Below are 26,919 nucleotides of genomic sequence, written 5' to 3' on the forward strand. Positions count from 1 at the left end.
TCACCTTCGGACTGGGGTTCGCCGGCCGGGTGCGGGAACCGTGGTCGGAGGCGGAGCCAGGGGCGAAGAAGTGTGCCGGGCGGCGGAGTTGATCTCGCGCAGGGTCTGGCCGTGATTGGCCCAGTCGTCGAGGTAGCTCCACGATTCGGCGTGGTGCTCGGCGAGTGCGTCATCGAAGACCGGGGTTCCGGGCTGGGCGTTGGCGGGGAGGCTGTCGCGGGTTTCCAGCCACTGCTCGTGCAGCTCGTCGAGCCGGTCGAGTGCGGTCTGGAGGACGCCCAGTTGGTAGACCCAGCGGTTTTGCACCGCGGTGGGGGGGAGGTTTCCGAGCTGCACTTCGGCCGTGGCCAGCATGTGGCGGGCGCCAGTGCGGATGTCCTCGAACGCTTCGGCGGTGTCGGCGTCGCGCTGGCTGGCGCGCATTCCGTAGGCGTGGTCGTCGTGGGGCCAGCCGTCGAGGTCGGTGTGTTCGTCGGAGTAGACGTCCCACGCGTCGAGGATCTTCTTGCTGTCGCTCAGGTAGTGGTCGAGGTGACGGAGGAGCTTGCGGTGTGCGGTGTGGTCGGCGGAGATGGTGAGGGTCCTGTCGGGATCAGCGGCGAACGGCCGGGCGAACGGCACGGGCCGTGGCCGGGGTGACTGCGGGCTGGGTCCGTTGCTGGCGGCGGGCGGTGCGGGCCTGTACTCGGATGGCGTCGAGCCGGGTGCTGTGGGCTGCCACGACGTCCTCGGGCGTGTACCGGCTCAGGCTCTGTTCGGCGCTGTAGTGGGCGGTCCGGTCGTACATGGCGCGCTGGAGCGGGGCTGGGTCGGCGAGTGCCGCGGCGAAGGCACCGACGAGGTGTTCGGGCATGGACTCGTCTATGAAGGCGTGCCAGATCCGGGGGCCCATCGGCGTCTCGTATCCCGGCTGGCAGGTCTCCACCCGCCAGGACGACCGCCATACGCCTTCGTCCGTTGGCCGATGTACGTGGCACATTCCGTCGGGGGAGCGGGCTGTGGTCGCTGATTCGAGAACCCATCCCGCCGACTCCAGAACTTGGAACGGATCGACGTGCTCCGTGGGCGTCGGGGCGATGAGGGCGTCGGTGAGACGGCCCAGGATTTCAGCGGGGACGAGTTCGCCGAACTCCGCGTACCAGCCCCGCTCGGTGCGGGTGGGTTCGGCCTGCAGCCGCCACCATGCGGAGGTGGCGGACTGCGGGTCGAACTGCATGCTGTAGCGGTGATCCGGGCTGCGCAGCACGATCTCGGGGCTGAGCGGGTCGGACGTGCAGGTCCATCCGGCGGCGGCGAGGCCGTGGGTGACGTGGCGGGCGTCCCCGGGACCGGCCAGGTGACGCGGGCTGGTGTCGAACGGAAGCTGGGTGGCGTGCTTGTGCGTGAAGGCGGCGAGCTGCCGCTCGCTCACCGGCACCAGCTGCACCCCTGCTCGCTGTCGTACGCCTCATTCAGGGAACGCAGGTCATCGACGATGTAGTGGAGGGTGTGCTGGTCGGACTGCTGCAAGGCGGCGGTCCGCAGCTCTGCCACGAGGAGGGCGGTGTCGGCGATGCGCGAGTCGTCGGGGTGGCTCTGTACCGCGCGGGCCAGGGCGCGCAGGACGTCGGCGAGCTGGACGGGGACGCCGGTGTACTCGTCGAGAAGCGGCTCGACGAGCGCGAGGGCTTCCTCGGGGTCGGGGTCATCGCGCAGGAAGTCGGTAAGGTCGGCGAGCGTTTCGGTCAGGGTGCGGATGGTGTTTGGGGTGGGTGCGGGCATCGGGCTCCTTCAAACGGGGAGTTGGGTCAGCGGCGGATCCGGGCGCCGCCGGCCGGGGCGTACGGGCGGGTGTTGGTGCGGGGCCGGGTGCTTTGCGCGCTGTTGCGGCCCCAGGTGGCGGCGCGGGCAGCCGTGACGCGGGCCTGCTGCCACGCACTGAGCTGGGAGGGCTTGACGGAGACCGACCAGGTACGGATCTGCGCGCTCATGGGGACGCGTCCGCGCGGGCGCATCACGGGATCGGGCCCGGCGAGTTCGGCCGAGAAGGCTTGCACCAGGTGCATCGGTGTGTTCGGCGTGAAGGTGGCCGTCCAGCCGTTGCCTTGCTGGTCCTTTGCTCCGGTCCACCACATTGCCGAGCCGTCGGGGCTGTGGTGGTACTGCATCCACGCGGTGCCGTCGGGGCTGGTGGCCATGTAGTGCTCGCCCTGGAAACCCATGTCCCACTCCTGCTCCTTCAAAGGCGCCCAGACGTTGGGGGCGTGGGCGGAGCGGGGACGGGTGAGCGCGTCGGTCAGACCGGCGACGATCTCCACCGGCGTCTGCCGGCCCAGGTGAGCCGCCCACTCCCCGTTCGCCCCGTCCGCCCTGCCGTGGATGGTCCACCCCCCGGGCAGGACGTAGGGGTCGTAGGCGACACGAAGGGCGCGGTCCGGGCTCTCCATGTGCAGAGGGCCGCCTGTCTTGGACTTGTCCCGCCACCCCGACGCGCGCAGGAACTCCGAGACGTGCCGGACGTCACCGCCGCCGGCCAGGGCCCGGGGCTGGACCAGGTAATGCTGCTCGGCCTGCTCACCCGGACCCCAGCCGGACCACTGCTTCCTCTTCTTCACCGGCGCCGCATCACCACGAGCGGTGCGGGGGCCGGAGGCTTTGCCGCAGTAGTGGAGGGCTGGGTGCCGACCTGCCGCAAGGTGTCTTGGTGTTCGTCCAGGTCGAGGGTGATGTCGTGCAGTTCGTTCGAGGCGCGGCCCAGAGCGAGCCACACCTCCGGGGGCAGGAGGCCGCGTTCGGCCTGGTCCTTGGCGAACACACTGCCGGTGGTGACGAGGTGGGTGATGCCGCCGAGCACTCCGGCATCCGGATCGAGGATGCGGGCGATGACCTGCGCGGCCTGGTGCGGGGGAAGCTGGGAAAGTTGGTCGGCGAGCTGGCCGAGCCGGCGGGTGATGTCGTCGGCCAGTTCGACCGGGTAGGGGGCGGGGTGGGACATGCTCCTCCGGGTCAGTGGACGGTCAGTGGTGGTGGCGCTGTCCGACGCGCTGCGTCTCGGCGAGGACGGTCTCAGGGCGAGTGCCGGCCACGGGAGAAGCGCGGTCGGAGCCGGCCAGGATGCAGGCGCGCAGGTAGCGGCGGAACAGAGCGGTTGCGAGGCGGGGCTTGAGCCGGTGGCTGATGGGCGGGGGCGTGCGGGCTACGGGTTTCTCCGGGAATCGAGCGAGGCTGGGTGGCCCCGGAGCGTGCCGGGCCACCAGGTTTTGCGGGGTGCGCGACGGGCCGGTGCGAGCGGGAGTTGGCGCTGGCTGGTACCGGGCTCAACGGCGGCGGGAGGCTGGGGGTCGGGTGGGACTCGGCGGTGTGGAGGCCGCCGTCTGCTTCATCGCCCTCGGCCCGCCGGCGCGCGGGTACCTGCCGGCACCGGCGGCACGGCGGCCGGAGCGGACGTGGGTGCGGCCCGGCCTGCGAGATGCTGAAGGGCGGTCCCGATACCGATCGCCTCCAGCTGCGGGCCGATCTCACGCAGGGCACGAGCCTGCGCCTGGGTATCGTCGCTGTTGAGGCGGTAGATGCCGCTTTGCGGGTCTTGGACGAAGCCGTTGGCGGTGAGGACCGCTCCGGCACGGTCGTCGACAGGCGCGGTGGCGACGCTGCCGTCCGGCTGCCAGGTCAGGACGACCCGGTCAGCCTGGGAGTGCTGGATGCCACCCAGGGCGTTGTGCCGCACCTGGGCGAGCGCGGTGTCGTAGCGGGGGAGCAGGTCGCCGGCAACCTGCTCGGCGCTCAGGAACGGGTCGTCCGTCAAGGCGATGCCGTTGGGTTCGGGCACGGCGCGGTACGCCTCGTCGGGCAGGGCGCTGGGGGCGACTGCGGCGATGAGGAATCCGTTGCGCTCGTCATGCCGGTCGAGGACGACGAGCTGGGCGCCGTCCGGGCGGCTGAGGACGGCGGCCTGCTGGAGAGGGTGTTCGGCGAGAAGGTCTGCGATCAGGTCCAGGTCCCAGATCCGGTCGGCGAGGTTGTTGTTCGCGTCGGCCGGGACGGGGGAGCTGATCCAGGTGTCGGGGAGTTCGCCGGCTAGGACGTCGGCGTAGGAGGCGAGGCGCTCGGAGGTGTCGTGGTCGTGCATGGTGTCCTTGGGCGAGGTGGGAGTCAGCGGCGCAGTCCGGCGGCCACCGGGGGCGGTGGGGCAGGTAGCGCGCGCGGCGGGGGCGGGCTGGCGCACACGGCGGAGCGCTCGCTTTCGGTGGCGGGGACCTCTCCGCTACAGGTGTTGCGGCCCGGGGTGTGGCTCGTGCCGGTCGGCGAGAACATTGCGGGTGTCGGAGAGAGGTCGGTGCGGAAGACGCACAGGTGCCCCTCGGCGAGGTAGCGCACCCGCTGCGCGACGTGGGGTCGGCTGCCTGGCCGACCCCGTCGTGAAAGTCGGCGGTGGCCTCGGCTGTCGCGTCCTACGGTGATCGGTGGACGCTGCGCGGGGGTGAGGGTGGCACGGCGGCGATCCGGGCCTGAGCCACCTGAGCGGCCGTGGTGTGCAGGTCCTGCTGGAGGGCGAGCAGGCGGCGGGCGAGCAGCTCCAGGCGGTGAGCGGTGTCGACGGCTTCGGACTGGCGGGCGAACCGGTGAGCGGTGTGCTCGATGAGTCCGCGGGCTGCGGCCAGCGGACCGGCCTGTTCGTCGGCGAGCTGGGTGAGGACGCTCGCGAGCTGGGCCGAAGCCGTCGGCGCCATCCGGAGGGCAGGCCGCGTTGTGGGCCCGGTGCGTACCGGGGAAATCAGGTGGAGGTCCTGTTCGATGCGGCGGGCTTCGTCCACGAGGCGCCGAAGGACGTCGGTGGGCGGAGCGTGCCACGCGCCGTCGAGGTGGATCAGGTTGGCGATCAGGTCGAGGCGCCCGGGCCGGGCCTGGACGGCGATCCACGCGCAGCCGCTTTCCTTGCCGGGGATCTCGATGCCGGCGGTCCGCGCGAGCCGGTGCGCGACTTCGGCCCACTCCAGCCCGGTCAGGTCCCGGTCATCCGGGTGCAGACGGACATCGAGATGGAGAATCGCCGCCCGGTCGTCACCGGGGCTGGCGGCGAACGGATGCTCCAACAGGGCCTCTTCGACGTGATCGGCCTACTGCAGCGACGTCCAGGTCCTCTGCTCGTCATCCGCGATGAAGCGGTCCATACCGGGCCAGCGAGCGACGATCGTGCATCCGGCAGACTCTCGTCCGGTGACAGGGGACGCGCCAGCGCTTCTTCGAGCGGGTCGTGCGGAGTGTAGGAGCGCCCGTGCAGGCGGGGGATCACCGGCCACTCCGGACGTCGGCGATGTGGACGAGATGCCCGAGGGCGGTGGTGGTGTACCAGCCGCAGTCGATCAGATCGTCACGGCCGGCGAACCGCGCGAGGAGCGCGTCCTCCATGGCCCGGAGGTAGATCAGGCAGTCCGGGCAGCGGCGTGAGAGGTGCACGAGATAGCGGGGGTGGGCGGTGACGTAGGACTGGGCGCCGCCGGTCGCATCATGCAGTCGCCATCCGTCCTCGTCGGTCGGGGTATGCCAGGACGGAGCGACGACGCGCATCGAATCTCCCCACAGTTCACCGGCGGCGACCCCTTTGAGGACGACGACGGTGTCGCCGGCCTGGAAATGCTGATGAGTGATATCTCGGTCGGGGGTGAGGGGGTCGGGGGTCGGCGCGAAGGCCGAGGTGGGCGGGGGCTGGAACATGCGGTTCCTTCCACGCAATCGGTGGCGGGGTGGGAGGAACAATGGTCCGGAGGAACGCCGGTTTGGCTAACCGGCGTTTCCCGGCTATGTTCCCCGCGATCAGCGGAAGGGGTTCTCCGTCCCGCGGTCCGTCTCGGCAGCTGCGTCGAGGAGTTCGGGCACGTCGGTGCCCTCGGCGTCGCGCTGGTCGATCCACCACCCGGCCCGGGTGATCGACCGGGCCTTTTCCTCCAGCTCCGCCCAATCGGCCTCGTCCCAACTCCCCTCCACGACCAGCACGGTGTGCGCGAGCGTCATCAGCTGGTGGCGGGACCGCTCGCCCCACGCCAGAGCCCGCTCCGAACCCTCCAGCGGCGGCATGTCGAACTTCTCGGCCCACTCGGCGGCGGCCTGCTGCTCCTCGGCGCGCTTGGTGGCGAGCCACTTCTCCTTGGACTCGGTGTCGCTGTCGCGCGACGCCTTCCAGCATTCGGCGCAGTTCCTGCCCGCAAGCCATCGGGCGAAGCCGGCGCGGCGGTCGGCGGGACGGTCGGACAGATCATGGACGATCGAGTCACCGCACAGGTGCTCGATGGTCCATTCCGTGCGGACTCCCGGGTAATTCTGTTTCACGGGCGTTGCGTTCGAGGTCGCGCGGTTGTTCTGCGGCTTCAAATCGAGAGCCTCTCTGTTGGGGTGTGGTGTGGTGGCCCGCGTCGTCTCAGCGTGTCCTGCGGATGGCGTCTGTGGCCGCTGTGGCGATGGCGGTGGGAGCGCTGGAGGGCTTGGGCAGGTGCAGCAAGGTGGTCCCGGGCAAGTGGCGGGACTCTGCGGTGAGGGTGAGCTGGAGTACGGCGCAGCCCGCGGTCGAGAGCCGCTTGACGCGGGCGACGGCCGCGGCGGTTTCGTCGCTGACGTACCGGGCGTCGGTGACGATCACGAGGAGGCGGCCGGCGCCGGGGCGGCTGAGTTCGAGGCCGTGGTCGAGTGCGTCGATGGCGTCGCCGAGGTTGTGGTGGCCGCCGATGGCATCGAACGTCGTCACGCGCTCCGGTGCGCGGTGGGTGGGCCGGATCAATGCGGTCAGGTGCTGGTCGTAGGCGATGGTGGCGGTAAGGGAGTCAGGGTCGGTCAGGGCTGCTGCGCGTGCCACGATCCAGGCAGCGGACGCGACGGGCGCGCAGGCGGCACGCATGGAGCCGGAGACGTCGACGGCGATACCCACACGCAGCGGCGGGGTGGGGGAGTTCCGGCGGCGGGTGTGGGTGAACGGTTCCGCGGTGGGGACCGACCCGGCCGCGCGCTGAGCGTCGCGGGCGAGAGCACGGCCCATGTTGAGGCGGCCGGGCGGGGTGGGGCTGGAGGTCCGCTCCTCGGTCCGCTCGCGGTAGGCGGCGGCACGCAGGGCGCGGCTCAGGCGAGCGGCGGCACTCTGTTCGGCGGCGGTGGGTTTGCGGGTGCCGGTGACCGGGCTGCTGCGGGGAGCTGGTGTGCCGTCGGGGTTGACAGTGCCACGGGCGTTGAAGACCGACTTGGCGGTGGCGGCAGCCTTGCGTCGCTGGCCGGCCCGCTGGGCACGATCCTGAGCCTGCGCCTTGGACTGCGCGGCCTTGGCGGTGGCCGCTGCGGCCTGTGCCGCGAGGTCGGCTGCGTCGGTGGCGGCCGTGCTGTCCATGACGACCCCCACCGCGCCGGACAGCAGATTGGCCAGGTTCTCCGGCACGGGCAGGGCGGGCGCCGCGGCGTCCAGAGCGTCGCACCACGCTTGACCGTGCGCGAGCATGGCCGTGGCGTCGTGGTCGGCGCACTGGTGGGCTGCGGTCCAGATGCGGGTGAGCGTGGCCAGCAGGTCTGCGCCCAGTACCTTTTCGCACAGATCGGCGACGGCCCGGGTCTCGCCGGCGTCCAGGATGCCGACGTCACGGCGGCCGAGGACCAGGGCCGCCACGCCGGCGGCGTGCTCGATGCCCTGGAGGGTGGGGTGGGCGATGTCGGGCATGACCAGGGTTCGGGCACTGGTGCGCAGGTACGTGCGGTCCGTGGGCCGCGTGATCAGGTGTGCGCCTTCGACGCGGCTCTCCTCCAGCAGATGCGCGGCCTCGACGACCCGGGGGTCCGCTCCGGCAGGCGCCGTCCAGACGGAGTGGGCCGCGTGCGCGGCCTCGTGGACGAACACTCCCCAGGCGGCGGGATACCGCTCCTCGTCGCCCACGATCTGCGGATGGATCTCGTGGGGCTGGAACGGCTCGAACAGGCGGGCGTCGAACTCGACCTCGCCCAGGGTGGGGAAATAGGCGGCCGGTGCGCCGCTGCGCGTGCCGGGGCGGCAGGTGACGAGGAGGTCCTGGCGGCCGGAGAGGGCGACCAGCCGGTCGCCGAGTTCGGCTCCCACGCGCAGCCACGCGTGTGGGGAGGAACGGGGTTGCGCGGGCGGGGCGCCGTCGTCGTCCCATCGCGCGAGGTTGGCGTCGTCGTCCGGCGTGGTGGCGGAGGACTGGACGTGGTGGTGGGCGCTCATCGCGAGCGGCCCCGGTGCGCGGAGCTGGTGCTGCCTGGTGGCTGCCGGGCGGCTGAGGCGGGGAGCTGCTTGCCGAGGGTGAGGGGCGCGATCTTCTTGACGCCGACCGTCTTGATGATGGCGTCGGCGACGGCGTCGCGATCCTCCACAGGGGCGATGCCGACGAGGTTCGCGAGCGCGGCCGTGGTGCCGAGGACGGCCTCGGTCTTCTGATAGCTGAGCAGTTCCCGCAGTTGGGGGGCCCAGCCCAGCTCGCCGAGCTCGACCTGGTGAGCAAGGTGTCGGGCGACCCGGACCACGCGGGCATCGATCCTCAGTGCCTTGGCGAGGTCATAGTCCGTGCCGATCTGGATCTGCACGCTGAACCGGGACGACAGCGCCTCCGTCAACACCGCCCCGTGGACGCCGGGATTGTGGCCCGCCACCACGTAGAAGCCCTTCTCGGCCTTGATCGTCTCGCCCTTGTGGGCCTTGACCTGGATCTGCCTGCGCCCGTCCATCGCGGGATACAGCGCCGCCAGGACCATCGGCGAGATCAGAGTGGCATCGTCGATCAGCAGGGCGCGGCCCTCGGTCATCGCGGTGACCAGCGGACCGTACTGGAAGACGTAGCCTCCTCTGTCGGCCTGTGTGTACTCGCCGACCAGGTCCCCGACCGTGGTGTCGCCGTCACCGGCGACGGTGAGCAGGTCCGGGAACGCCGCCTCCACCAAAGACGTCTTGCCAGTGCCCGGAGGGCCGTAGAGCAGCACCGGCACGTCGGCGTCGCGCAAACGGTTCAGCGCCTCGACGTCGGGCAGATCGGCCAGCTCCCGGGGGTGGTAGAGCTGGCCCCCCGCCCGGCGGATCGGGCCGGTCCGCGGGGGCGGGGCTGCTGCGGGGCTGGTCGTGCGGGCGGTGGCCGCTTGGGCGCGGGGAGCATGAGTGCCCGGCGGGCTGATCACAGCGGCCTGCGCGGCTGCGGCGGTCTTCGAGTTCGCGCGGAACGACGGTTGTCCGGTTCCGCCTTGGTCGGCCTCGCCGCGCCGCACCAGGGTGAAGGTCGCGTTGCGGACGGCGCCGTGGGAGTGGCCCAGCTGCCTGGCCATGTCCCCGATGGTGAGGGTGTCCGCAGGCCGGTCGGCCAGCAGTCGGGCCACCTTGGCCCGCAGTTCGCCGCCCTTGGTGCGCACTGGACTGGTGGGCGGTCCGGGTGTGGTCAAAACGAGGGCCCTTCAACAGGTGTGGATACGGGTGGGGTTGACGACGCGCTGGAGAGGCGGGCCGCTCTCGGAGCGGATCCCGGACTGTGCCGACATCGGTGACCGGGCCGACTGCGGTGTAACCCCAGCGCTCACCGGCCGGCCGAAGGCTCTGTGCAGGTGCACGGGGTGGCCGGCGACGAGCAGCTCGTTGGTTGCCGAGCAGGCTCGTGCGTCTGCTCCGTACCGGGTTCCGTCGCTCGGCAGGCGCAGCCTGGCGTCTCTTCGAAGCCGTCCTGGAGCAGGATCCGCCGGGCGGCGGCGTTGTAGCCGGTGGTGGTGATCTCGCCGGTGATGATGTGTCGGATCGGCGTGAACGGCTCTGCTGGTGCATCGGGCAAGGCGGATCTCCTATCGGTGGTGGCGAGAAGGTGGTGGGGTGTTGGGCGAAGGCGAGGCGGGCCCGCTCGGAGGCTGGGGCAGCACGGGCTGGGCGGGTGAGGGGGAGGGCCGGTCGATGAGGCCGTGATCGAGCGAACGGGTCATCTCGGTCAGGCGCGTGCCGTGCTCCAGCCACTGGTCGAGTAGCTCACTGGCGGCCTGGTCCTTCGGAGGCGGCGCGAGGGTGAACGTCTTCTCGGCACGGTCGAGGACGGCGGCCGACTGCGCGGCCAGAGGTTCGGGAAGTGTGCTGCGCAGGTGCCGGATCAGGTACGGCGCGTGCTGGCGGAGAGCGGATGCCAGAGGCTTGAGGTCGGCATGCTCCGCACTGCTGTGCGCCTCGCGCGCCCGCGCCAGCGTGGTGGCCAGCATCAGCAGGTGGGCCTCGGTCAGGGCGCGGTCGTAGGAGGGCAACAGGGTGCGGGTGATCTTCTCCAGTGCTGCCTGCTCGGTGGGGGCGACGATGCTGGCCGGCGGCCGAACGCCCAAGGAGGGGAAGTCGACGTGGGGAGCGAGGGCGCCGACGAGGAGCTGCTTGTCCCACGGCCGCTCGGCCACTACCAGTTCCCGCCCGTCCTCATGGGAGAGGAACGCCGCAGCCGACATCTGCGCGCCGTAAGCCCCCACGGTGTAGGACAGCGAGTCGTCAGGTGCGGACCATGCCCAGCGCAAGCGCTGGCGTGCGTCGGACTCGGGTAGCTGGAGGTTGCCGATCTCCACCTCCCACGTCCCGTCGAGTGCCTGGGCGATACGGCGGGCGGCGTCGCCGAGGAAGGGCCGGCGCGTGATGTCGAGGGTGATTCCGAAGTGCTGGGCATTGCGGTACAGGATGTCGATCGAGTTCTGCGCCGTGGCCGGGGTGTTCAGCGCCAGGACATAGATGCCTTCGTGGTGCTCGTTGAGGGCGGAGAGGTCCAGTGCGGTGCGGGCCCAGTCGGCGCCGGGGCCGTGGGGCAGGGCGACGAGCCCGTCCTCGGGGCTCAGGTACAAAGTGATGTGGGCGGTGGCGGCAGTCAGGGTGTCTCCGGCTGGGTGCGGGGATGGCTACGGGCGGCGCGCGGCTGGCGTGGTGCGCTGCGGCGGCGCGGCTGGAAGTGTTGTCCCTGGGGCGGCGCGTGGGCGGGCCCGCAGCACGGGGGTGCGGTGCGGCGGCAGGACGGCCACGGTCGCGCCGAGGTCCTCGGCGGCCTCGTGCACTTCACGGGTGAGGAAGTCGAGTTGCCGGCCGAGCGCGGCGAGCCGGACAGCGATCTGCTGGCCCTGCACGGTCTCCAGCGCGGAAGCGAACTGGCTCGCGGTCTCCACGAGTTCCTGGAGACGGATCATCGGGCCCGCGTTGGACCCGCGCTGGGTGGCGGTGAGTAGCGCGTTGGACGTGTCCCCGGCGGTCTGGGCCTCGATGACGTCCCGGACGAGTTCCTGTAGCGAGACCTCGGGGGCGGGCGCCGGCCGGTCGAACCGGGAGACGTCCGCGCGCAGCACACCGGGCGGGACCGCGGCGGGCAGCGCCTGCCCGGCCTCGTAGTCGTGAACGTGGTGACCGATCACCTGCCAGCCCGGTGCATCCGGGTCACCTCGCAGGGCGACCACCGTCGAGTCGTCGTCCTCGACCAGGTACGCGAGGGTGATCGGCTGACCGTCAGCGGCGTGCCACGACTCGGTCAGCTCCAGCTCCCCGCGCCGCTGCGCCGCCTGGGCCCGCTCGGTCCACGCGTGCTGTTCCTCGCCGCTCAGCGGAGTCTTGTGGTGGGGCCGCTGGTGCTGGTCGGCGAGGTTGCTGGCGATGTAACCGTGATCCGCCCAGGTGGCGAGGTGGGGCCACAACGCCGCATGCTGCGCGCGTTCTGCTGCCGAGCCAGGAGCGGGGGGCTGGTCGAGGGCCCGGCGGATCTCGGCGGTGGAGGCGGCGAGGCCATCCAGCACGGTCCGCCATCCGGCGAGGTGCCGGGCGGGCGGCAGGTCGTCCAGCGCGTGGCGAGCGGAATCGAGCAGTGTGCCGGCGTACGGGGCGAGGTGCTTGGCGTACGCCTCCACGGCCGCCTGGTCACGGCGGGCCAGGTCGGCTGTGGCGGTGTCTGCGTGGACGGTTCGCCCGTAGCGGTCGCGTGTGGTGTCGAGTGCGGTCTCGGTCTCGCAGCCGATGACGGACATCCGCAGCCGGAAGTCGCGGGCCCGGTGCGCGAGGTCGGCCACCGAGGGCCAGTGGCTGGGGGAGGTGGGGCCGTTCACGGATGTCATCGGGACCGCCCCCCGCCCGAAGCCTTCAGGTGGACGGTCGGTGCGTAGGAGGGCTTCGGTGGGATCGGCCGGGCCGACGGTGGCGAGGTGGCGGGCGCGGTACCCCGTTGTGTCGTCCGGCCGGCGGCGGCCTGTGCAAGACGGCTGCGGCGCTCCATAAGGCCGTTCGACGGGGCGGGCCGTGGTGGGTCGGCAGAGGCGGCGGGGTCGAGAGGGATGTCGGCCTGCACGGTGTATCCCTGGCTGCGCAGGTCGTGCACGGCCTGCCGGGTGCGGCGGATGCCCTCGCGCTCGGGTTCGCTGAGCCGGAACAGTCCAGGTTCGTCGGGGACGGGTTCGAACTGCTCGCGGAGCAGGAACCAGTGGGCGAGGTGCGGAGAGACGGAGGGGGTGAAAGAGGCGACGAAGCCGTGTTCCTTGCGGGTACCGAAGACGAAGTGGGTGCCAGGGTCCAAGAGGGCGGAGTTCTCCTCACATGGTCGGTGGTGGAGCAGGTCAGCGCCGGGGAGCGGGAGCGGAAGGGCTGCCGGGACGAGGGTGGGGGTCCGTGGCCGTGGCGGGGCGTGTGGCTCTGGCATCTGCTGGGGCCGGGGCGGGAGCGCTCCGGGACCGGGTGCGGCGTACGGGCTGCATGCCCGGTGGGGGTGCGAGGGAGGACCAGGCTCCGGGGTGGTCGTTGAAGGTGGTGTGTGGGTGGGTGGACCAGTCCACGACCGGGCCGATGTTCTCGTGGAGCAGGCTGATCACCTCGATGCCCTGCCGGTGCAGGACGTAGCCCCAGTCCATGTCCTGCGCATCGGCGGTCTGGTCGGTGACCGTCATGCGCACCGGTGGGGAGCCGTCCGGAGTGATCAGGTGGTCCAGCGTGCGGCTGGGCCACTGCTCTGTGCCGGTCAGCGCGGTGATGAGCGAGGGCGGGGCGCCGTCGAGGAGGTCCGTGCCCAGCTCCTGCCAGCCGACGGCGACGTCGTCGATGAGGTGACGGGAGAGGGCTTCCAGGTTGCGTCCGAACCTGTGCTGGTAGGCGGCCAGGAGCAGAGGCAGGTGGTGGCTGGGGACACCGTCGAGCTGGACGTGGATTCCGGTGTAGCCGGTGGGGGTGGGGCGGGCGATGAAGGAACGGGTCGACAGAGAGGGCCTCCGAAGGGGGTGGATGGTTACCGGCCGGGCGCGGGGCCGGCGGGCGGGGCGTGCGGTGGGCGCGGGGGAAGCCCGGTCGAGGTCGGTGCTCGCTCCGGCAGATGTGGCGCCGGCGCCGGATCGTATGTGGCGCGCAGGGTTGCCAGATCGGCTTCGTCCGCGATGGCCGCCACGGACAGGCTGCGGCTGGCTGCCTCCATCAGCAGTTTGGGCGGCGAGCCCTTCACCGCGCCGCGGTGCTGACCGCGCCACTGGGCCGTGGCGTAGAGGTACTCGCTCACCGCCCGGAGCGCGGGCTCGGCGGCATCCAGAAGGTGCTGGGTGACGGCGCTGACCTCGGCATGACTCTGTGCTGCGGCGAGCGCGGCCAGGTACGGGCCGAGGTCAGGGCTCGGCACGGGCTTGTCCGGCAAGGGATGCTCGGCCAGAAACGGCTTGGCGTCCCGCCTCGCCCACCGGAGCAGGTCACCGCGGGTGGCGATGCCGTAGCGGGCGGCGGCGATCTGGTCGGCGTCGCGGCCGACGTTGTCGTACAACTCGAAGTCGGGATCCTGGGGCATGGGTCCTTCTAGACGGAGGTGCTGGGACCTGCAGCCTTGGCGTCGGTGCGGCGGCAGCCGTAGCCCAGCAGGCTGGAGGGCTCGGGCACGTTCGGGACGGCGGCGATGTCCGAGCAGGTGAAGGTGTAGGTGAAGGCGGGGCCGGGGGTGGTGCCGAGCCAGGCCCGGTCCTGCTTCTCCGGCACGATCCCCAGGCCCGGTGAGCTCACCGCGTCATGCTGGGTGTGAGTGTGAGAGAAGACCACGAGTGCCCCCACGGTGGTCTTCAGCGCGTAGGCGTCGGCGAACTGCGGGTCGGCGGCAGCGAAGCGGGTGGTACCTCGTGGGCCGAACTTTCCCTGCGTCTCGTGGTGCATCTTGATCTGCCGTAGGGAGGCTTCCGACGGGGCGAGGACCCTCTTCCCGGTCTGCTCGCCTCCGGTGGCGTAGTTGTCGGTCACGGCGGAGCGCAGCACGCCGACCGGTGCGGCCAGAGACGACGAGGTGGCGTCCACCGCCGTGGCGTACCCGTCCTTGTCGACCACGATCCGCGGAAGCTGCTCGGGATCGTCCAGGTCGATGGTGGCGACCATCTCCCACTGCTTCGACTGGGTGCTCTGCGCCATGATCAGGACGTGGGCGTACTGCTGCAGACTGCCGGCACGGGTGACGGCAGCGAACCATCGCTGCTGCCCGTCCTTCAACCGCGGGATGTACAGGTCGGTGGCCGAGAGGTCGTACGACCACGGTCGGTACGGCTCGCGGTCGGCCTCGGGCAGGGCCTCGTCCTCCTTGATGTCAGCCAGCGACATCGCGTACCGGGGCCCGCCCTCGACACTGTCGAGAAGGGCGCGATCCTGGCTGAGGCGAGCGAGGTTGTTGGTCTTCGAGTAGCGGGCGAGGGCCTCGCGTGCCTGCGCGCGGGTGAGCGCAGGGGAAGGCGTCGGCTTCGGCGCAGTGCTGGCCCGGGGCGCCTGTTCGGCCTCGGCGGCGCGACTGTGGTCGGTGCAGCCAGTCATGGCCAAGGCGAGACAGGCCACGCCGACCATCAGCGGCAAGGGGCGACGGATGATGCGGATGTGGGCTCCAATGGTCTTCGAGCGGGAAGGTCAGCGCGTGTGCCGCTGCTGCGCCGGTGGGAGGACAGGCGGAGGGAGGGGCGCAGTCCGGGGCGGGGCCGTTGGTGTCCGGGGTGCCGACGGTTGCGGATCCAGTGCCCGCATCCGGTCCTCGGCGACGTGCAGGACTTCTCCGACGTTTCGGATCTCGGCTGCAGCGTCGGCGAAGTCGTACGACAGATCGAAGCCGTCGTCCTGTTCCGCTTCCTTCGCCTTCTCCGCGGCTGCCTCGAAGAATTCGCCGAGCCGCTCCAGCAGGCCGTGGGTCGGCTCCAGGATCTGGTGGAGCAGAGCGGCGGCGTCCGCGTGCGAGTTTGTCCCGTTGAGCTGGTCGGTGAGAGCGAGGAGCACGTCGCCGTAGGCGTAGGTGGTTCGGTCTGCTCTCTCGGTGACGTCCGGATCCTTGGACGGGTGGGGCAGATGAGCTGCGTGCACGGGTGGGCTTTCGTGGGGCGCGACGGCGTGGGGCAGCAGCCCGAGCTGCGCGAGGTGATGGTCGAGGGCTGCGATCAAGGGCTGGACGCTGCCGCCGTGGCGGGCCTCTGGTTGCTCGGGGCGATCGGGGTATGCGGGGGGAGCCGAGTCGTAGATGCGCTCGAAATAACTTGACCGGTCGCTGTTGCGCTCACGGGTCACGATCCAGCCCTCCGGGTCTCCGGGAGGGCGCTCGGACGGCGGCTCTTGCGGCGGGCCGATGATCAGGTAACTGCCGTCGGGGAGCGACACGCGCACGATGTAGGCGCTGAGACCGAACTCGATGTCACACTCCAGCCCTCGCTCTCGCAGGGGTGTGGTGATGTGCGCGTGGCGGCGCCACAGCTCCTGCCACCACGGGGTGTTCACGTTGCGGTGGTCAGGAAGCGGCGCGAGGGGAGTCGCGCGGTGAGTGTCGGGGGTGTTGTCCTCGTCAGCGGCCACGGTTCCTCCTGCGGGAGGCCGGTGAGCGGTGCGGCGGAAGTGTCCGGCGGGCAGGGCCGGCTTTCAGCTTCGGAAGCGCGGTGAAGTCGAGTTCGTACTCGTCGTAGGTGGCGATCAGGTCGTGTTCCAGATGGGTTTCGCGGTCGGCGACCTGCGCTATGAGGTCGTCGTGCTCGGTCTGGCACTGCTGGAACTCGGCCCAGTCGGCGTCACTGAAATGAGCGGGGCGGTTCAGGGCATTCCTTGGGGTACGTGGGTGCATCGGGCTACGGGTTCCGTGCGGTCAGCGGCGGCGACCGCCCGGCGTGGGGGGCGGAGGCAGCGGCGGGTCTTCCTGACGGGTGAGCGGCGCGACTGAGCGCTGGAAGCCGAGGTGGTCATCGAGTTCCTTGGCCGCGTCACGAAGGGATTCCGAGGTGCGCCGCAGGAAGGCGCGGGCTGAGGCATGGTCGATGACCATGCGGTTCTTGAGGTAGTGCCGGTCGGTCGGGTTGGCAGACCGGGGCAGTACCAGGGCACACTGCGCAGTTTCGGTGAAGTGCGGGGCTGCGTGGCTCGATACGGTCGCCGCCGTGGCGAGATGTCTCAGGACGGTGCTGCCGGCACGGGTGGTGTGGTGAGGGCTCCGGGCGAAGTCGGCGGTCAGCCGGAGGACGTCGTGGGAGAGGTTCTGTGCGTCGGCGGCGTGCTGGAGCAGTGCGGGGTAGGAGGGTGTGGCCGGAACGTCTCCGTTCTGGTCCAGCAGCTGCCACTGCTCGGCGGCGTTGAGCAGTTTGTCCTTCATCGCGTTGAGCGTGCCGATAAGGTGGAGTGCGTCATCGCTCGGTATCAGGTCGCGTTGGATGTCGGGTGTCACGGGCCTTTTGTTCCTCAGTGCATACGGGCGTCGGTGTCGAAGAGCGCGAGTTCGTGGCTGTGCAGGAGGTGTTGCACGATGAAGCTCCGACCTGCGACTTTCCACAATCCGCGCCCTCGGTTGAGGTGGGCGATGGCGTCCATCTCGACAGTGGTGAGGCCGAGCAGGGAGGCTGCGGCATGGAGTTGGTCGGTTTCCTGGCGGTAGATGATCCGGGTGCTGCAGTCGGCGAGAAGCCCTTCGGCTAGGGCACGGCCCTGTGATCCGGCGTCGCCGGCGGTGAGTAGGTCGGACAGCCGGTGGATCACCATGAGGTTGGCGATACCGAGGCCGCGGCTCAGCTTCCACTGGGCCTGCATCCGTTGCAGCAGACCGACGTGCCGCATCAGTCGCCACGCCTCGTCGTAGACGATCCAGCGTCGGCCGCCGGACGGATCGGAGAGGGCGGACTCCATCCAGGCGCTTGCGCAGGTCATCGCCAGGACGAGAGCGGTGTCGTCGCCGGAGCCGCCGAGGCGGGAGAGGTCGATGGTGAGCATGGGCGCGTTCGGGTCGAAGGCGACGGTGGAGGGGGCGTCGAACATGCCGGCGAGGTCCCCGTGGACGAGACGGCGCATGGCGTGGGCCAGGTCCCGGGCTGCGTCTCCGAGCTGTCCTGACATCATCCCGGCTGCCTCGTCCAGGGCGTCAGGGTTGTTGAGGGTGGCGGCGACGTCGCCGAGGAGCGGAGTGTGGCCGGCACCTGCGGCACGGGTGACGACGGCGTCGAGGGCGACGTCCAGGGCGGTGTGCTCCATGGGCATCAGGTCCCGCCCCAGAATGGTTCGGGCCAGGGAGCCGAGCAGGAGCAGGCGTCGCTTGCGGATCTCGCCGACCCAGTCGGCCTCGGAGACGCCCTGTGGGCGCGGTGCCGCGTCCAGGGGATTCAGGCGTCCCGGTAGTCCTGGGCCGAGGGCGACGGACCGGCCGCCGAGGGCTTCCGAGACCGGAGTCCATTCGCCTTTCGGGTCGCACGGCACGTAGACGCGGTATCCGAAGGCCACCGACCGCAGCGCGAAGGACTTGGCCAGGGCGCTCTTGCCCTGGCCGATCACTCCGGCGAGCAGGAGGTTGGGGTTGGTGAACCCCTCGACCTTGCCGTACAGCGCGAACGGATCGAAGACGAAGCTGGCCTCGGCGTGGACGTCGCGGCCGATGTAGATGCCTTCGGCTCCGAGACCGCCTTCGGCGAGGAAGGGGTATGCGCCGGCGGCCACAGCGGTGGTCATGCGGTGGGCGGGCAGTTTCAGCCGGTTCTGGCGGGCGGAGGCGGGCCCGGGGCGTCCGCTTGACGGGTAGAGCGGTGCGGGTGTCTCGTGCTCGGCGGGCGCGGTGCCTGTCTGGTGGGCGCTGGCTTCGGCACGGGCTTTGGCGGTGGCTTCGGCGAGCTGGCGACGGGCTTTCTTGCGGCTGGCCCGGTCGGTCCCATGCGGGGTGAACAGCGGGCTGGCGGATGCGCGGCGGGCGCGGCGGGCGGGCCGGTGGCTCATCGGGGGCGCTCGATTCTGCGGGTGGTGCTCATCGCACGCATGCCGTGGTGTGCGCGCGGAGGTCGGTGGGGGTGGTCTTGCGCCGGATGATGTGCCCGGCGGCGAGGTGGCGCTGGCAGATCGTGAGGACTGTCGGTCCCTCGGGAAGCTGTTCGGGGCGGCACTCGGTGGAGTTGGCAGTCGTGGTCGGCAGCTGGTGGAAGGCGGCGTGGGTTTCGGTGGCGGCCTGCCACAGCCGGGTCCGCGCGGTGGCGAGGTGGCGCCCGGCAGCGGGGTTCTGGGGCCGGGTGGTGTCTGCGAGCTGGTCGAGAAGCTGGTGCAGCGTGGTCAGGTGGGCGTGCAGCACGTCCAGGTGAACGCGGTCGGCGGCTCGGTCCTGGGCGGGAAGGCTCCGGGCGTGGTGGCGGATGCCGGCGGTGGCGGCACGCAGATAGGGCTGTGCTTCGTGCGCGGGACTGGTGTTCAAGAAAATCCTTGCTGGGTCGGTGAGGTCAGCGGCGACGGGGGCCCGAGTCGGATGACTTCGGCGGAGCGGGTGCCTTCGGGGTGGGAAGACAGGCCGGAGATGGGGCTGGAGCCGGCTGGGGCGGCTTGGCTGGCGTCGCTGCGAGCACCCCGTGCAGTTGGGCGAGGCTGGAGAGCCAGTGTGTGAGGAGCTGTTCGCTCACCCATCCATAGGTCTGTGGAGGCCGGCTGAGGATGGTGACGAGGGCCGCAGCCGCGAGTTCCCGCAGATCGTGGGGGAACGGAGGTAGAGGCTTGTGTGGGCCGTACACGGGGTGGAGAGGCTTACCACCGGGACAAGACGAGGCGATCACCGCTGCCGCTGCGACCGTCACTTCCCAGTTCTCGATCCTGGTGCTGTCCGGCTGGGAGAGGGCGTGGCGCAGGAGAAACTCGGTAGGTCTGACCGGTCGAGCAGCAAGGCGTAGTCGGCTGCTAGATCGTTGCAGAAGGGGCCAGTGCCCCATGTGCCCATGGAGGACTCCTCCGCTACAAGGTGGTGCGGGCGAGGGGGAGGGCGGCGACGGTGAAGGCGTCGGGCTGCTGGTAGTTGAGACGGCGCAAGTCGACGCCGGCGGTGACGGCGGCGGTCTCGATCTGTGCGCAGGCGGCGTCGAGGAGAGCATCGGTCTCGGCCGTGACGGTGACGAGCCCGGTCAGGGCCACGTCCGCGTGCCCGGCGATGAGCTGACGCTCTCGCGTTTTGACGTCGGCGTACTCGACGGAATCCTCTTCGGAATCGACTTGGCCGCGGCGGGCGCGCTCGTTCGCGTCGGCGATGATCGCGGCCTTCCTTCGCTGGACGTCCCGCAGCGCGGACTCGAGCCCCTGGGGTGCGTAGATGAGGGACAGGCTGCGCCGCACTCCGGCGGTGAACATGATCCCGTGCAGGAAGCCCGCTCCCATCTCGGTGCGCGGCCAGTTCTCCACCCAGTACGTCGCGTGCCGGGCGCTGTCGGTGGCGAGGCGGTCGTACTCCTCGAACTGGACGACAGGTCCCGCGGCGGCGGGTTCCGCTTCGGCGCGGCCGGTCTCGGACCACTGCTGGAGGGCTGCGAGGGCTTTGGGGTCGTAGGCGGTGCGGATGACCGCGGCGATCTCCTGGGCGCTCAGCCACCCGGTCACCATGAGACCGGCGTTCCGGGCGGCCTGGGCGAGGGACGCGGTCGTCTGCTCCATGACGGTGAATGCGCCTGGCAAACCGCCGCCGGCCTGCGCGATCAGCCGCTTGGCGGCCTTCATATCAAGGGATATGGCGAGGTAGGTCTCGTGAGGTGCGGCGGCGGGGCCGGCTGAGGAGACCAGTTCGGAGTAGATCTGTCCGGCGACCGGGGTCTGGGGGCGCCCGTTCTGGGTCCAGTGACGGGTGAGGGTGTCACCGCTGTCGGGGACGGTGCGTTCCAGCACTTGCACGGTGGCGATGTGGCCGGTGCGGGCGATGCCTGCCAGCGCTCGTCCCCAGCTGTTGACGTTGTGGTTCTGGGTGGCGGGGTCGAGGAGGGCGAAGGCGCGGGAGGTGACGCGTGCGATGGCGGTCAGGGTCTGCTGGTGCGGGTCGTGCACGGCCGCAGCGCCGTTGGCGGAGTCACCGGGGGTGACCACCTTGAGGGAGGCTGCGGCGCCAGGTAGGTGAAGGACGCCGTCCTGCCGTGGGCGGGTGACGGGCCGGGCGAGCCAGAGTGTCTGGCCGGTCCGGCGGCGGTGTGCGTAGCGGGTGACGATCGGCGCCCAGTCGATGAGGGAGCGGCCGTGCCGGCGGATGGCGATGAGGGCACCGGAGGCGGCCCACAGCGGGGCCAGGGCGACGGCGCCCAGCAGGCCCGTGGAGATCACCGTCATCAGCAGGAGCGCCAGCGTGCACGAGGCCAAGGAGAGCTGGGGGAGTGAGAGGCCGAGGAGGATGCCGCGGCGGCTCCGGTGCGGGAATTTCACCGTGATCGGGGCGGCGGAGAGATCAGTCAAGGGGCGGTTCCTGGAGGCGCGGGTGGTACCCGGGGGCGGGGCGCGTGGCCCCGCCCCCGGGAGTCGGGCAGAGAATCAGAGACCGGCCGCCGGCGGTGTGGCCGACCCGCTGGACGTGGCGCTCTGGGAGCCGGAGGACGGGGGTGCGCCCTGGGGCGGCGGGGTCGTGGTCGGCGGGGTGGACTGCCAACCGTCGCCCTGGCCGGACGTGGCGCTCGCCCCCGATCCGCCGGGCCCTTGGCTCCCGCCCACCTGGCCGCTGGTGTCGTCGGACACGCTGGTCGGCGCGGGCTGGACGGCCTTCTCTAGACCGGACTTGACGGCATCGCCACCGGGCGAGACACCCGAGCCGCCGGATGGTGAACCTTCCTTGCCCTCTGTGCCTCCGCCGGTCGGGTTGGCGGCGACATCGCCGGGGAATCCCCCTCCACCCCCGGCGTCGGGGCCCTGCGGGGCGGCACTCGCTCCCGCTGCCGCACCGCCGGTCCCGGCGGTTGCCGCAGCCGAGGCGGCCTTTCGGGCGGCCTTCTCGGCATGTGCCTTGGCTATCTGGGCTCCCGCGCCGCCGGCACGGTGGATGGACTCGCCGTCGGTGCCGTCGGCTGCCCAGTGCACGAACTTGAAGACCGCATACGGGCAAAGCAGCACCAGGACCGTGATCACGACCCCGGCCATGACGTCAGCCAGAGCGGCGATGCCGTCCTTGGCCTCGGTCTTGCCCATGGCGGCGATCCCGAGAACGAAGATCACGGTCATCAACAACTTGCTGACCACGAGGGTGGCGGTGGCCTCGATCCAGCCCTTGCGCCACCGCCGGGCGACCTCCCAGCCACCACCGGCGGACGCGAAGATCGCCAATGTGACCATGACGAGGATGCCGACCTTGCGCACCATCATCACGCACCAGTAGAGGAACGCTCCGATGGCGGCGCCGAGACCGGCGACGACCGGGACGAGCCAGCCCAGTCCGGCCAGGGCACCGATCTGGTTGACCTTCACGATCCGGCGCACGGCCGTCTCGATGTTCAGGTTCGCGGCCTTGAACAGGCCATCGGATATCGCGTCGACCACTTCAACCGCGACCGTCGTGAACGCGATGGCACAGAAAGCGAACAGGACGCCGCTCATCGTGCCGGTGAACGCTTGTGTCAGGGCCTGCCCGTCACGCCGGATGGCTGCCCGAACCAGCTGCGCGCAGAACGTGGCGACCAGCAGGACCAGGCCCAGCGGCAACAGCATCTCGTAGTTGTCGACGAACCAGCCGGCGTTCAGGTCCACCTTCGTGGTGGTGTTGACTGCCTCGGCGGCCAGGTCGGCCGCTGCTGCGGCGAGTTCGCCGGCGGACTTTGCCATCCAGTCACCGATGGCCTTGCCGGGGTCCGAGGCGAAGTCCACCGCGTCGCCGACGGCGCACATCTTGTCTGCCAGGGGGAGATCACAGAAGCCCACGAGGAGTTACCCCTCCGTTCTTGTTGCAGGCGCGGGTCACTGCGTGACGCTCGGGGCGATGGCGGCCAGGGTGCAGTCGTGGTTCGGGCGGCACTGGACGGCAAGGGTCACGGCCCGCTCCTCGGCTCCGCCGCCGCCCTTCTTCCAGGCGATCTGCTGCTTGCCGTTGACGGTGACGACGTAGATGTACGCCTTCGTTATCGCGGACGGGTCATCGGCCAGCGCCTGCTTGAACGCCGAGGGGAAGTGGCCCTCGGTGACGCTGGCGGTGGCGTGCTGCTCCTGGTCGGCCATTCGCGACCACAGCACCGGATCGGGCACCTGGCCGGAGACTGAGGCCCAGTCGGCGTACGCGCTCTCGTCTGTCATCCAGGTGTGCATATCGGCCAGCTGCTGGTCGCGGCTGGTGTTTCGGGTGTCGTAGGACCACAGCATCTGGGCCGCCGCCTTGGCGTAGGCGACCGGCTCGGCGATCTGCAGAGGCTTGGGCACCGAACCGGACCCGGAGGACGGCTCCGGGGCGGCTTCGGAGGAGGACGGGCTGCCGGTCGAGGCGGGCGCGACGGGGGCCGCAGCTCGGTGGCCGTTGCCGCCGCCGGTCATCATGGCGACGACCCCGGCGATGGCGAGGAGGACGGCGACGGCAGACGCGACGATCGCGATGCGCTTGCTGGCCGGCCAGCCCGCGCCATACGACGGGGAGACGAAAGGGAATCGTTTCCGCATTAGTGCACCTGCGAGCCGAGGTTGGAGAAGAAGGCCACGATGCCGTTCGCGGCACCGAGGCCGAGCGCGGCGCCGGCGGCGACGGTGGCGCCCTTCTTGCCGTTGGCCTCGGCCTGATGGCCACCGGTGTGGTGGCCCCAGGCCCATACACCGAGCGAGACGGCGAGGGCGCCGACCACGGCGATGATGCCGAACATGTTGATGCTGTTGACGACGTTCTTCAGCACGGCGAGGCCGGGCAGCCCGCCGCCCTGGGGCGAGATTCCTGGGTCGTAGGCGAGGTGGATGACGCGGTCTGCGAGAGGGACGGACATAGGTGTGGTGGGGCTCCTTGCATACGCGGGCCAGGCGAGGGCCGGCAGAAAAGGGGAAGCGGAGGCGGATGTGCGCTCGGGGTGCGGAAGTGGCCGCGGCGGCGGCGGCCCGGCGCGGTGCCGGGCGAGCGTCAGAGGACGCGGCGGGCGGCGAGAATCGTCCAGTCCTTGATCGGGGTGATGCGGACCGGCTTGGTGGTGCGCGGCGCCTCGATGACGAGGCCCTCGCCCATGTACATGCCGACGTGTTCAGGCCGTGCGGCACTGCCGCGGCTGAAGATCAGGTCACCAGGCTTGAGCTGGGCGGGCGATACTGCCTTGCCCTCGCTGACCTGCGTATACGTGGTGCGGGTAAGCGGGACGCCGACGTGGGCGTACGCCTGCTGCATCAGGCTGGAGCAGTCGCAGCGGCCCATCGGGTCGGGTCCGTGGGCGTTGGTGCAGGACCCGCCCCACTGGTAGAGCGTGCCGAGCTGGTGCATCGCCCACTCGATGGCCTTGCGCGCCTTCGGGTCGGCGTCCTTGGGGATGGTGTAGCCCTTCGGGACCCTCCCCTCGGGGATGGGACCGAAGCCGGAACCGTCCTGGCCCGGAGCGCAGCCGGTGGTCAGGGTCGGCGGTTGCATGGCCTGGTCCGTGTCGGTCTCGCCGCCGGGGAAGGTTTTGGCGATGGCAGCCTGCAATGCGGTGGCCAGGTTCTCCCACTGCGCGTACGCGTCCGGCAGACCGGATTTCTGTACGGCTTGGGCGGCCTGGGTGACGGTCATCTGCTGCCAGCCGTCCACCTTGAGCAGATGCTTGTAGAACTGCTCGGAGGCGTAGACCGGGTCGCGGATCTGCTGGGCGCTGCCCCAGCCCTGGGATGGCCGTTGCTGGAACAGACCGAGGGAGTCGCGGTCGCCGTAGCCTAGGTTGCGCAGCCGGCTCTCCTGCATCGCCGTGGCGAGCGCGATGATCTGGCCCTTCGTGGGGACGTCGAGCGAGAGGCCGGCGGCCACGATCGTCTGCGCGTTGGGAACCTGCTCGGAAGGCAGGTCCAGGCCCTCGATGTCGACGTTCTCGCCGGATGCGCCGTCGAGGATCTTGCCGACCTGCTCGGCGACCTTGTCGGTGTCGATGTCCGTCAGGCAGTTGCTGAGGGAGCCGGTGCTCTGCACGGCGTCGGCGGCGGTTGCCAGCATCATGCCGGTGCCGGCGATCAGGATGGGGGAGAGGAAGACGACGCCGATGCCGGCGGCGAGCGCCTTCAACCGGAGCGGATTGCTCGCCGGTCAGCGTTTTCGGGCATGGGTGGGTAGCGAGACGTCATGAACGTGTCCTTGAGGGGTGCGATGTCCGGCGTGCCACGTGCGCCAGGCGTCGTGGAAGGGCGCGGCAGCCGGGGTGGGCGATCGGGACGGGCCGGCACGGGCGAGTTGCCGCTCGCCACGCGTGGCCGGTCCGTGAACTAGGTGTTCCAGGGGCGGGAATACCTCCGTGAGGCACGGAGGGGTGTAACCAGCGGCGGTATGCGCCGGGCGGTTCAAAAACAGTAGGCGCGGATCGGCCGTTGACCAAAAAGGTCGGCGTGAGGTATCGGAATCCGATACCTCAACGGAGCACTTCTTGGTCGTCGGCGGATTCGCCTCTACAGTTTTTGGACTCCCCCTCACCTTCCTCGGTCTGTGGCTCCGGGCTTCTGCATGCCCGATTCCAGCCCGCGAGGACTACTGCGTGAGGTCGTGAGTCCCATCTCGCTCCGCGTTCCCACACCCGAATAGGGGTTCCTCTTTGCCTTTTTCCCTGCACCAGGGCGACGCACTCAGCGTCCTCACCGGCCTTCCGGATGACTGCGTCGACTCCGTCATCACCGATCCGCCGTACAACTCCGGGGGCCGGACCGCGAAGGAGCGCACCACCCGCTCCGCCAAGCAGAAGTACACCTCCGCCGATTCCAAGAACGACCTCGCCGACTTCACCGGCGAGAACATGGACCAGCGCAGCTATGGGTTCTGGCTGACGCAGATCATGACCGAAGCGCACCGTCTGACGAAGACCGGCGGGACCGCGCTGCTGTTCACCGACTGGCGCCAGCTCCCCACGACAACGGATGCGATCCAGGCGGCCGGATGGCTGTGGCGGGGCGTGCTGGCCTGGCACAAGCCGCAGGCCAGGCCGCAGAAGGGCCGGTTCACCCAGAACTGCGAGTTCATCATCTGGGGGTCCAAGGGGCCGATCGACGGTTCCCGTAACCCGGTCTACCTGCCGGGTATGTACTCGGCGTCGCAGCCCTCGGGGTCCAATCGCCAGCACATCACGCAGAAGCCGGTCGAGGTGATGCGCGAGCTGGTCAAGATCTCCGCGCCGGGTGGCACGGTGCTCGACTTCTGTGCCGGCTCCGGCTCCACGGGCGTCGCCGCCCTGCTGGAAGGCCGGGACTTCATCGGTGTGGAGAAGACCGAGCACTACGCGTCGATCGCGGCCGACCGGCTCACCGAGACAGTCCGCGAAACCCTCACCCAGGACGACGTGGTTCTCACCGTCTGAGCCGCGACCGCGCTTCCGGTCGAGGCGACTGGTGCCTTGGCGGAATCCCGGAACAGCAGAGCCTGTATCTCACTGTCCGGTCCGTGCGTCGCCCCCTCCGTCCTTCTCTCTTTCCGCGTCCCGTAGGAGGCCGAAACTTTTCATGCCCGAATCCACAAAGCCCGCAGACGACGGGGAGTTGGAGCCGGTTCGCGTTCCGGATCCGCAGCTGGAGGGAATCGAGGCGAGCGTCCGACGGCTTATGGAGCAGTCGGCGCAGCAGGCGCAGCAGCTCGACCACCTTGCGTCCGCCCCGGAGCCGGGCGGATCGCCGTTCGCCGCGTTCGGCATGCCAGGACTGGGCGGGCTGCCTCCCGCCACCCCGCCCGAGACCCGCCCGATTCTGGAACTCGACGGGGAGGAACGGGAAGACGAACTCGACGCCCTGTCGGACTGGGTCGACGACTTCTTCCTCCCGGTCTACGGCTCGGAGGTCACCACCGCGGCACCCTGGTGCCTGCAGTGGCAGGAACACGACGATGTCGTGGCCTGGCTCCACGCCCTGTGGCTCGCCTACCAGCAGCACAAGGAACCCGACGCCGGTCTCTCCGGCCTGTTCGTGTGGCACCGGGACTTCCTCACCCACGCTGTCGCGGCGATCCGCGCCCCGGGCGGCCCGCTGTCGGCGTGCATGACCTCACCCGACCGTCCCGCCCACCGTCTCCTGCCGGGCCCGCCGCCGTCCGTGCGCACGGAGACGGCGGGCGCGGCAGAGACCGCCGGGCCTGCCGAGCCGGACGACCCGACGTCATGAGCACGGGACAGGGGCAGCCCGCCTTCGGCCTGAGCTTCGACCCGCGGGCCCTGACCGACCTCATCCAAGCCCCCAGCGACATTCGCGACCTCACCCTCGGCTACCTGCAAGAAGTCGTGAACGCCCAGCGCTTCGGGCTGCGCCTCGACGGTGACCTGCAGGGATTCCGGAAGCTTTTCGTGGACGCGCGTAAGGAATGGCGCGTCGTCTACGGCGTCCGCCCGGCACCCGCGGAGTCCGCACACCCGAAGGAGATCCATGTGGTCGCGGTCCGGCCGCGTGCGGGTAACGACGTCTACGACGAAGTCGGCCGCCGCCTGGGGATGGCCCGTCGGCCGCTGAGTGCCCGCACCCACGCGGCACGCTCCCGCCCGCCGCAGCTGACCACCCGCGCTCCCGTGCCCCGGCCCGGCCCGCCGGCCACCACACCACCGGGTCTGCCCCGTCCTGCACAGAACCCCGCACATCATCGAACCCGCTGAACACGGAGCGTC

General features: G+C 70.5%; 31 protein-coding genes. 3 read left to right on the top strand and 28 right to left on the bottom strand.

The window, feature by feature from the left end:
* The 28 genes from ACIRJR_RS32875 to ACIRJR_RS33010 all read right to left on the bottom strand — a co-directional run bounded on the left by ACIRJR_RS32875 (position 1) and on the right by ACIRJR_RS33010 (position 24,356).
* Complete coding sequence (locus ACIRJR_RS32875) at positions 1–621, bottom strand: hypothetical protein (protein ID WP_403787520.1); 621 nt, start codon at positions 619–621, stop codon at positions 1–3.
* Positions 593–1,417: a DUF317 domain-containing protein gene (locus ACIRJR_RS32880; protein WP_403787523.1), complete on the bottom strand. Its 825-nt coding sequence runs from the start codon at positions 1,415–1,417 to the stop codon at positions 593–595. Before ACIRJR_RS32880 ends, ACIRJR_RS32875 begins: the two co-directional genes overlap by 29 nt.
* Positions 1,408–1,761 carry a hypothetical protein gene (locus ACIRJR_RS32885; protein WP_403787526.1) on the bottom strand — a complete coding sequence of 118 codons (354 nt, stop codon included), beginning with the start codon at positions 1,759–1,761 and terminating at the stop codon, positions 1,408–1,410. The genes ACIRJR_RS32880 and ACIRJR_RS32885 overlap by 10 nt, the downstream gene beginning before the upstream one ends.
* A 26-nt stretch (positions 1,762–1,787) precedes the next feature.
* Positions 1,788–2,594: a DUF317 domain-containing protein gene (locus ACIRJR_RS32890; RefSeq protein WP_366533071.1), complete on the bottom strand. Its 807-nt coding sequence runs from the start codon at positions 2,592–2,594 to the stop codon at positions 1,788–1,790.
* Positions 2,591–2,974, bottom strand: a complete 384-nt coding sequence (locus tag ACIRJR_RS32895; protein WP_403787529.1) for a hypothetical protein — start codon at positions 2,972–2,974, stop codon at positions 2,591–2,593. The genes ACIRJR_RS32890 and ACIRJR_RS32895 overlap by 4 nt, the downstream gene beginning before the upstream one ends.
* Before the next feature lie 384 nt (positions 2,975–3,358).
* Entirely contained in the window at positions 3,359–4,108 is a 750-nt protein-coding gene (locus tag ACIRJR_RS32900; RefSeq protein ID WP_403787532.1) for a hypothetical protein, read from the bottom strand.
* 322 nt (positions 4,109–4,430) lie between these two features.
* The gene (locus ACIRJR_RS32905) at positions 4,431–5,072 is read right to left on the bottom strand and encodes a relaxase/mobilization nuclease (protein WP_403787535.1); all 642 of its coding nucleotides are present in this window, start codon (positions 5,070–5,072) and stop codon (positions 4,431–4,433) included.
* A gap of 196 nt (positions 5,073–5,268) precedes the next feature.
* A complete protein-coding gene (locus ACIRJR_RS32910; protein WP_403787538.1) occupies positions 5,269–5,694 on the bottom strand; it encodes a hypothetical protein in 426 nt (141 codons plus the stop codon).
* Between the two features lie 99 nt (positions 5,695–5,793).
* Complete coding sequence (locus ACIRJR_RS32915; protein WP_403787639.1) at positions 5,794–6,243, bottom strand: hypothetical protein; 450 nt, start codon at positions 6,241–6,243, stop codon at positions 5,794–5,796.
* Positions 6,244–6,394: 151 nt separating this feature from the next.
* Positions 6,395–8,191 carry a hypothetical protein gene (locus ACIRJR_RS32920; protein WP_403787541.1) on the bottom strand — a complete coding sequence of 599 codons (1,797 nt, stop codon included), beginning with the start codon at positions 8,189–8,191 and terminating at the stop codon, positions 6,395–6,397.
* Positions 8,188–9,330: an AAA family ATPase gene (locus ACIRJR_RS32925; RefSeq protein ID WP_403787642.1), complete on the bottom strand. Its 1,143-nt coding sequence runs from the start codon at positions 9,328–9,330 to the stop codon at positions 8,188–8,190. Before ACIRJR_RS32925 ends, ACIRJR_RS32920 begins: the two co-directional genes overlap by 4 nt.
* 194 nt (positions 9,331–9,524) lie before the next feature.
* Positions 9,525–9,773 (bottom strand): hypothetical protein, encoded by a 249-nt coding sequence (locus ACIRJR_RS32930; protein WP_403787544.1) that lies wholly within the window; start codon positions 9,771–9,773, stop codon positions 9,525–9,527.
* A gap of 10 nt (positions 9,774–9,783) precedes the next feature.
* Entirely contained in the window at positions 9,784–10,803 is a 1,020-nt protein-coding gene (locus ACIRJR_RS32935; protein ID WP_403787545.1) for a hypothetical protein, read from the bottom strand.
* Positions 10,804–10,857: 54 nt separating this feature from the next.
* Positions 10,858–12,051 (bottom strand): hypothetical protein, encoded by a 1,194-nt coding sequence (locus tag ACIRJR_RS32940; RefSeq protein WP_403787547.1) that lies wholly within the window; start codon positions 12,049–12,051, stop codon positions 10,858–10,860.
* A complete protein-coding gene (locus tag ACIRJR_RS32945; protein ID WP_403787550.1) occupies positions 12,048–12,506 on the bottom strand; it encodes a hypothetical protein in 459 nt (152 codons plus the stop codon). The genes ACIRJR_RS32940 and ACIRJR_RS32945 overlap by 4 nt, the downstream gene beginning before the upstream one ends.
* 40 nt (positions 12,507–12,546) lie before the next feature.
* Positions 12,547–13,164, bottom strand: coding sequence for a hypothetical protein (locus tag ACIRJR_RS32950; RefSeq protein ID WP_403787645.1), 618 nt, complete (start codon positions 13,162–13,164; stop codon positions 12,547–12,549).
* A gap of 44 nt (positions 13,165–13,208) precedes the next feature.
* On the bottom strand, positions 13,209–13,751 hold the full coding sequence (locus ACIRJR_RS32955; protein ID WP_403787553.1) for a hypothetical protein: 543 nt from the start codon (positions 13,749–13,751) through the stop codon (positions 13,209–13,211).
* Positions 13,752–13,759: 8 nt separating this feature from the next.
* Positions 13,760–14,749, bottom strand: a complete 990-nt coding sequence (locus ACIRJR_RS32960) for a hypothetical protein (protein ID WP_403787556.1) — start codon at positions 14,747–14,749, stop codon at positions 13,760–13,762.
* A gap of 90 nt (positions 14,750–14,839) precedes the next feature.
* Complete coding sequence (locus tag ACIRJR_RS32965) at positions 14,840–15,766, bottom strand: hypothetical protein (RefSeq protein ID WP_403787559.1); 927 nt, start codon at positions 15,764–15,766, stop codon at positions 14,840–14,842.
* On the bottom strand, positions 15,756–16,028 hold the full coding sequence (locus tag ACIRJR_RS32970) for a hypothetical protein (protein WP_403787562.1): 273 nt from the start codon (positions 16,026–16,028) through the stop codon (positions 15,756–15,758). The genes ACIRJR_RS32965 and ACIRJR_RS32970 overlap by 11 nt, the downstream gene beginning before the upstream one ends.
* A gap of 21 nt (positions 16,029–16,049) precedes the next feature.
* On the bottom strand, positions 16,050–16,622 hold the full coding sequence (locus ACIRJR_RS32975; RefSeq protein ID WP_403787565.1) for a hypothetical protein: 573 nt from the start codon (positions 16,620–16,622) through the stop codon (positions 16,050–16,052).
* Between the two features lie 14 nt (positions 16,623–16,636).
* Entirely contained in the window at positions 16,637–18,151 is a 1,515-nt protein-coding gene (locus ACIRJR_RS32980; protein WP_403787568.1) for a VirB4 family type IV secretion system protein, read from the bottom strand.
* A gap of 28 nt (positions 18,152–18,179) precedes the next feature.
* A complete protein-coding gene (locus ACIRJR_RS32985; protein WP_403787571.1) occupies positions 18,180–18,617 on the bottom strand; it encodes a DUF6238 family protein in 438 nt (145 codons plus the stop codon).
* Positions 18,618–19,144: 527 nt separating this feature from the next.
* Positions 19,145–20,617 (bottom strand): SCO6880 family protein, encoded by a 1,473-nt coding sequence (locus ACIRJR_RS32990; RefSeq protein WP_388206170.1) that lies wholly within the window; start codon positions 20,615–20,617, stop codon positions 19,145–19,147.
* Positions 20,618–20,692: 75 nt separating this feature from the next.
* A complete protein-coding gene (locus tag ACIRJR_RS32995; RefSeq protein WP_403787574.1) occupies positions 20,693–22,066 on the bottom strand; it encodes an ATP-binding protein in 1,374 nt (457 codons plus the stop codon).
* A 36-nt stretch (positions 22,067–22,102) separates the two neighbouring features.
* Positions 22,103–22,792 carry a hypothetical protein gene (locus ACIRJR_RS33000; RefSeq protein WP_403787577.1) on the bottom strand — a complete coding sequence of 230 codons (690 nt, stop codon included), beginning with the start codon at positions 22,790–22,792 and terminating at the stop codon, positions 22,103–22,105.
* The gene (locus tag ACIRJR_RS33005) at positions 22,792–23,106 is read right to left on the bottom strand and encodes a DUF6112 family protein (RefSeq protein WP_366533051.1); all 315 of its coding nucleotides are present in this window, start codon (positions 23,104–23,106) and stop codon (positions 22,792–22,794) included. The genes ACIRJR_RS33000 and ACIRJR_RS33005 overlap by 1 nt, the downstream gene beginning before the upstream one ends.
* A gap of 131 nt (positions 23,107–23,237) precedes the next feature.
* Positions 23,238–24,356, bottom strand: coding sequence for a C40 family peptidase (locus tag ACIRJR_RS33010; RefSeq protein ID WP_403787580.1), 1,119 nt, complete (start codon positions 24,354–24,356; stop codon positions 23,238–23,240).
* Between the two features lie 520 nt (positions 24,357–24,876).
* On the opposite strand from ACIRJR_RS33010, the gene ACIRJR_RS33015 reads away from it, so the two are divergent.
* The 3 genes from ACIRJR_RS33015 (at position 24,877) to ACIRJR_RS33025 (ending at position 26,907) form a co-directional block, all read left to right on the top strand.
* Entirely contained in the window at positions 24,877–25,632 is a 756-nt protein-coding gene (locus ACIRJR_RS33015) for a DNA-methyltransferase (RefSeq protein ID WP_403787583.1), read from the top strand.
* A gap of 241 nt (positions 25,633–25,873) precedes the next feature.
* Positions 25,874–26,425 carry a DUF4913 domain-containing protein gene (locus tag ACIRJR_RS33020; RefSeq protein ID WP_403787648.1) on the top strand — a complete coding sequence of 184 codons (552 nt, stop codon included), beginning with the start codon at positions 25,874–25,876 and terminating at the stop codon, positions 26,423–26,425.
* Positions 26,422–26,907 carry a hypothetical protein gene (locus ACIRJR_RS33025; RefSeq protein WP_403787585.1) on the top strand — a complete coding sequence of 162 codons (486 nt, stop codon included), beginning with the start codon at positions 26,422–26,424 and terminating at the stop codon, positions 26,905–26,907. The genes ACIRJR_RS33020 and ACIRJR_RS33025 overlap by 4 nt, the downstream gene beginning before the upstream one ends.
* Positions 26,908–26,919 lie beyond the last annotated feature (12 nt).

This window comes from Streptomyces sp. NPDC102402 (assembly GCF_044765765.1).
Lineage (GTDB): Bacteria > Actinomycetota > Actinomycetes > Streptomycetales > Streptomycetaceae > Streptomyces.

What these genes read in the sequence shown, in the direction of transcription:
- ACIRJR_RS32960 (WP_403787556.1), bottom strand. Translation starts at nt 14,749, where the DNA reads ATGACTGGCTGCACCGACCACAGTCGCGCCGCCGAGGCCGAACAGGCG.
- ACIRJR_RS33020 (WP_403787648.1), top strand. Translation starts at nt 25,874, where the DNA reads ATGGAGCAGTCGGCGCAGCAGGCGCAGCAGCTCGACCACCTTGCGTCC.
- ACIRJR_RS32885 (WP_403787526.1), bottom strand. Translation starts at nt 1,761, where the DNA reads ATGCCCGCACCCACCCCAAACACCATCCGCACCCTGACCGAAACGCTC.
- ACIRJR_RS32955 (WP_403787553.1), bottom strand. Translation starts at nt 13,751, where the DNA reads ATGCCCCAGGATCCCGACTTCGAGTTGTACGACAACGTCGGCCGCGAC.
- ACIRJR_RS33005 (WP_366533051.1), bottom strand. Translation starts at nt 23,106, where the DNA reads ATGTCCGTCCCTCTCGCAGACCGCGTCATCCACCTCGCCTACGACCCA.
- ACIRJR_RS32920 (WP_403787541.1), bottom strand. Translation starts at nt 8,191, where the DNA reads ATGAGCGCCCACCACCACGTCCAGTCCTCCGCCACCACGCCGGACGAC.
- ACIRJR_RS32980 (WP_403787568.1), bottom strand. Translation starts at nt 18,151, where the DNA reads ATGAGCCACCGGCCCGCCCGCCGCGCCCGCCGCGCATCCGCCAGCCCG.
- ACIRJR_RS33025 (WP_403787585.1), top strand. Translation starts at nt 26,422, where the DNA reads ATGAGCACGGGACAGGGGCAGCCCGCCTTCGGCCTGAGCTTCGACCCG.
- ACIRJR_RS32910 (WP_403787538.1), bottom strand. Translation starts at nt 5,694, where the DNA reads ATGTTCCAGCCCCCGCCCACCTCGGCCTTCGCGCCGACCCCCGACCCC.
- ACIRJR_RS33000 (WP_403787577.1), bottom strand. Translation starts at nt 22,792, where the DNA reads ATGCGGAAACGATTCCCTTTCGTCTCCCCGTCGTATGGCGCGGGCTGG.
- ACIRJR_RS32940 (WP_403787547.1), bottom strand. Translation starts at nt 12,051, where the DNA reads ATGACATCCGTGAACGGCCCCACCTCCCCCAGCCACTGGCCCTCGGTG.
- ACIRJR_RS32900 (WP_403787532.1), bottom strand. Translation starts at nt 4,108, where the DNA reads ATGCACGACCACGACACCTCCGAGCGCCTCGCCTCCTACGCCGACGTC.
- ACIRJR_RS32895 (WP_403787529.1), bottom strand. Translation starts at nt 2,974, where the DNA reads ATGTCCCACCCCGCCCCCTACCCGGTCGAACTGGCCGACGACATCACC.
- ACIRJR_RS32970 (WP_403787562.1), bottom strand. Translation starts at nt 16,028, where the DNA reads ATGCACCCACGTACCCCAAGGAATGCCCTGAACCGCCCCGCTCATTTC.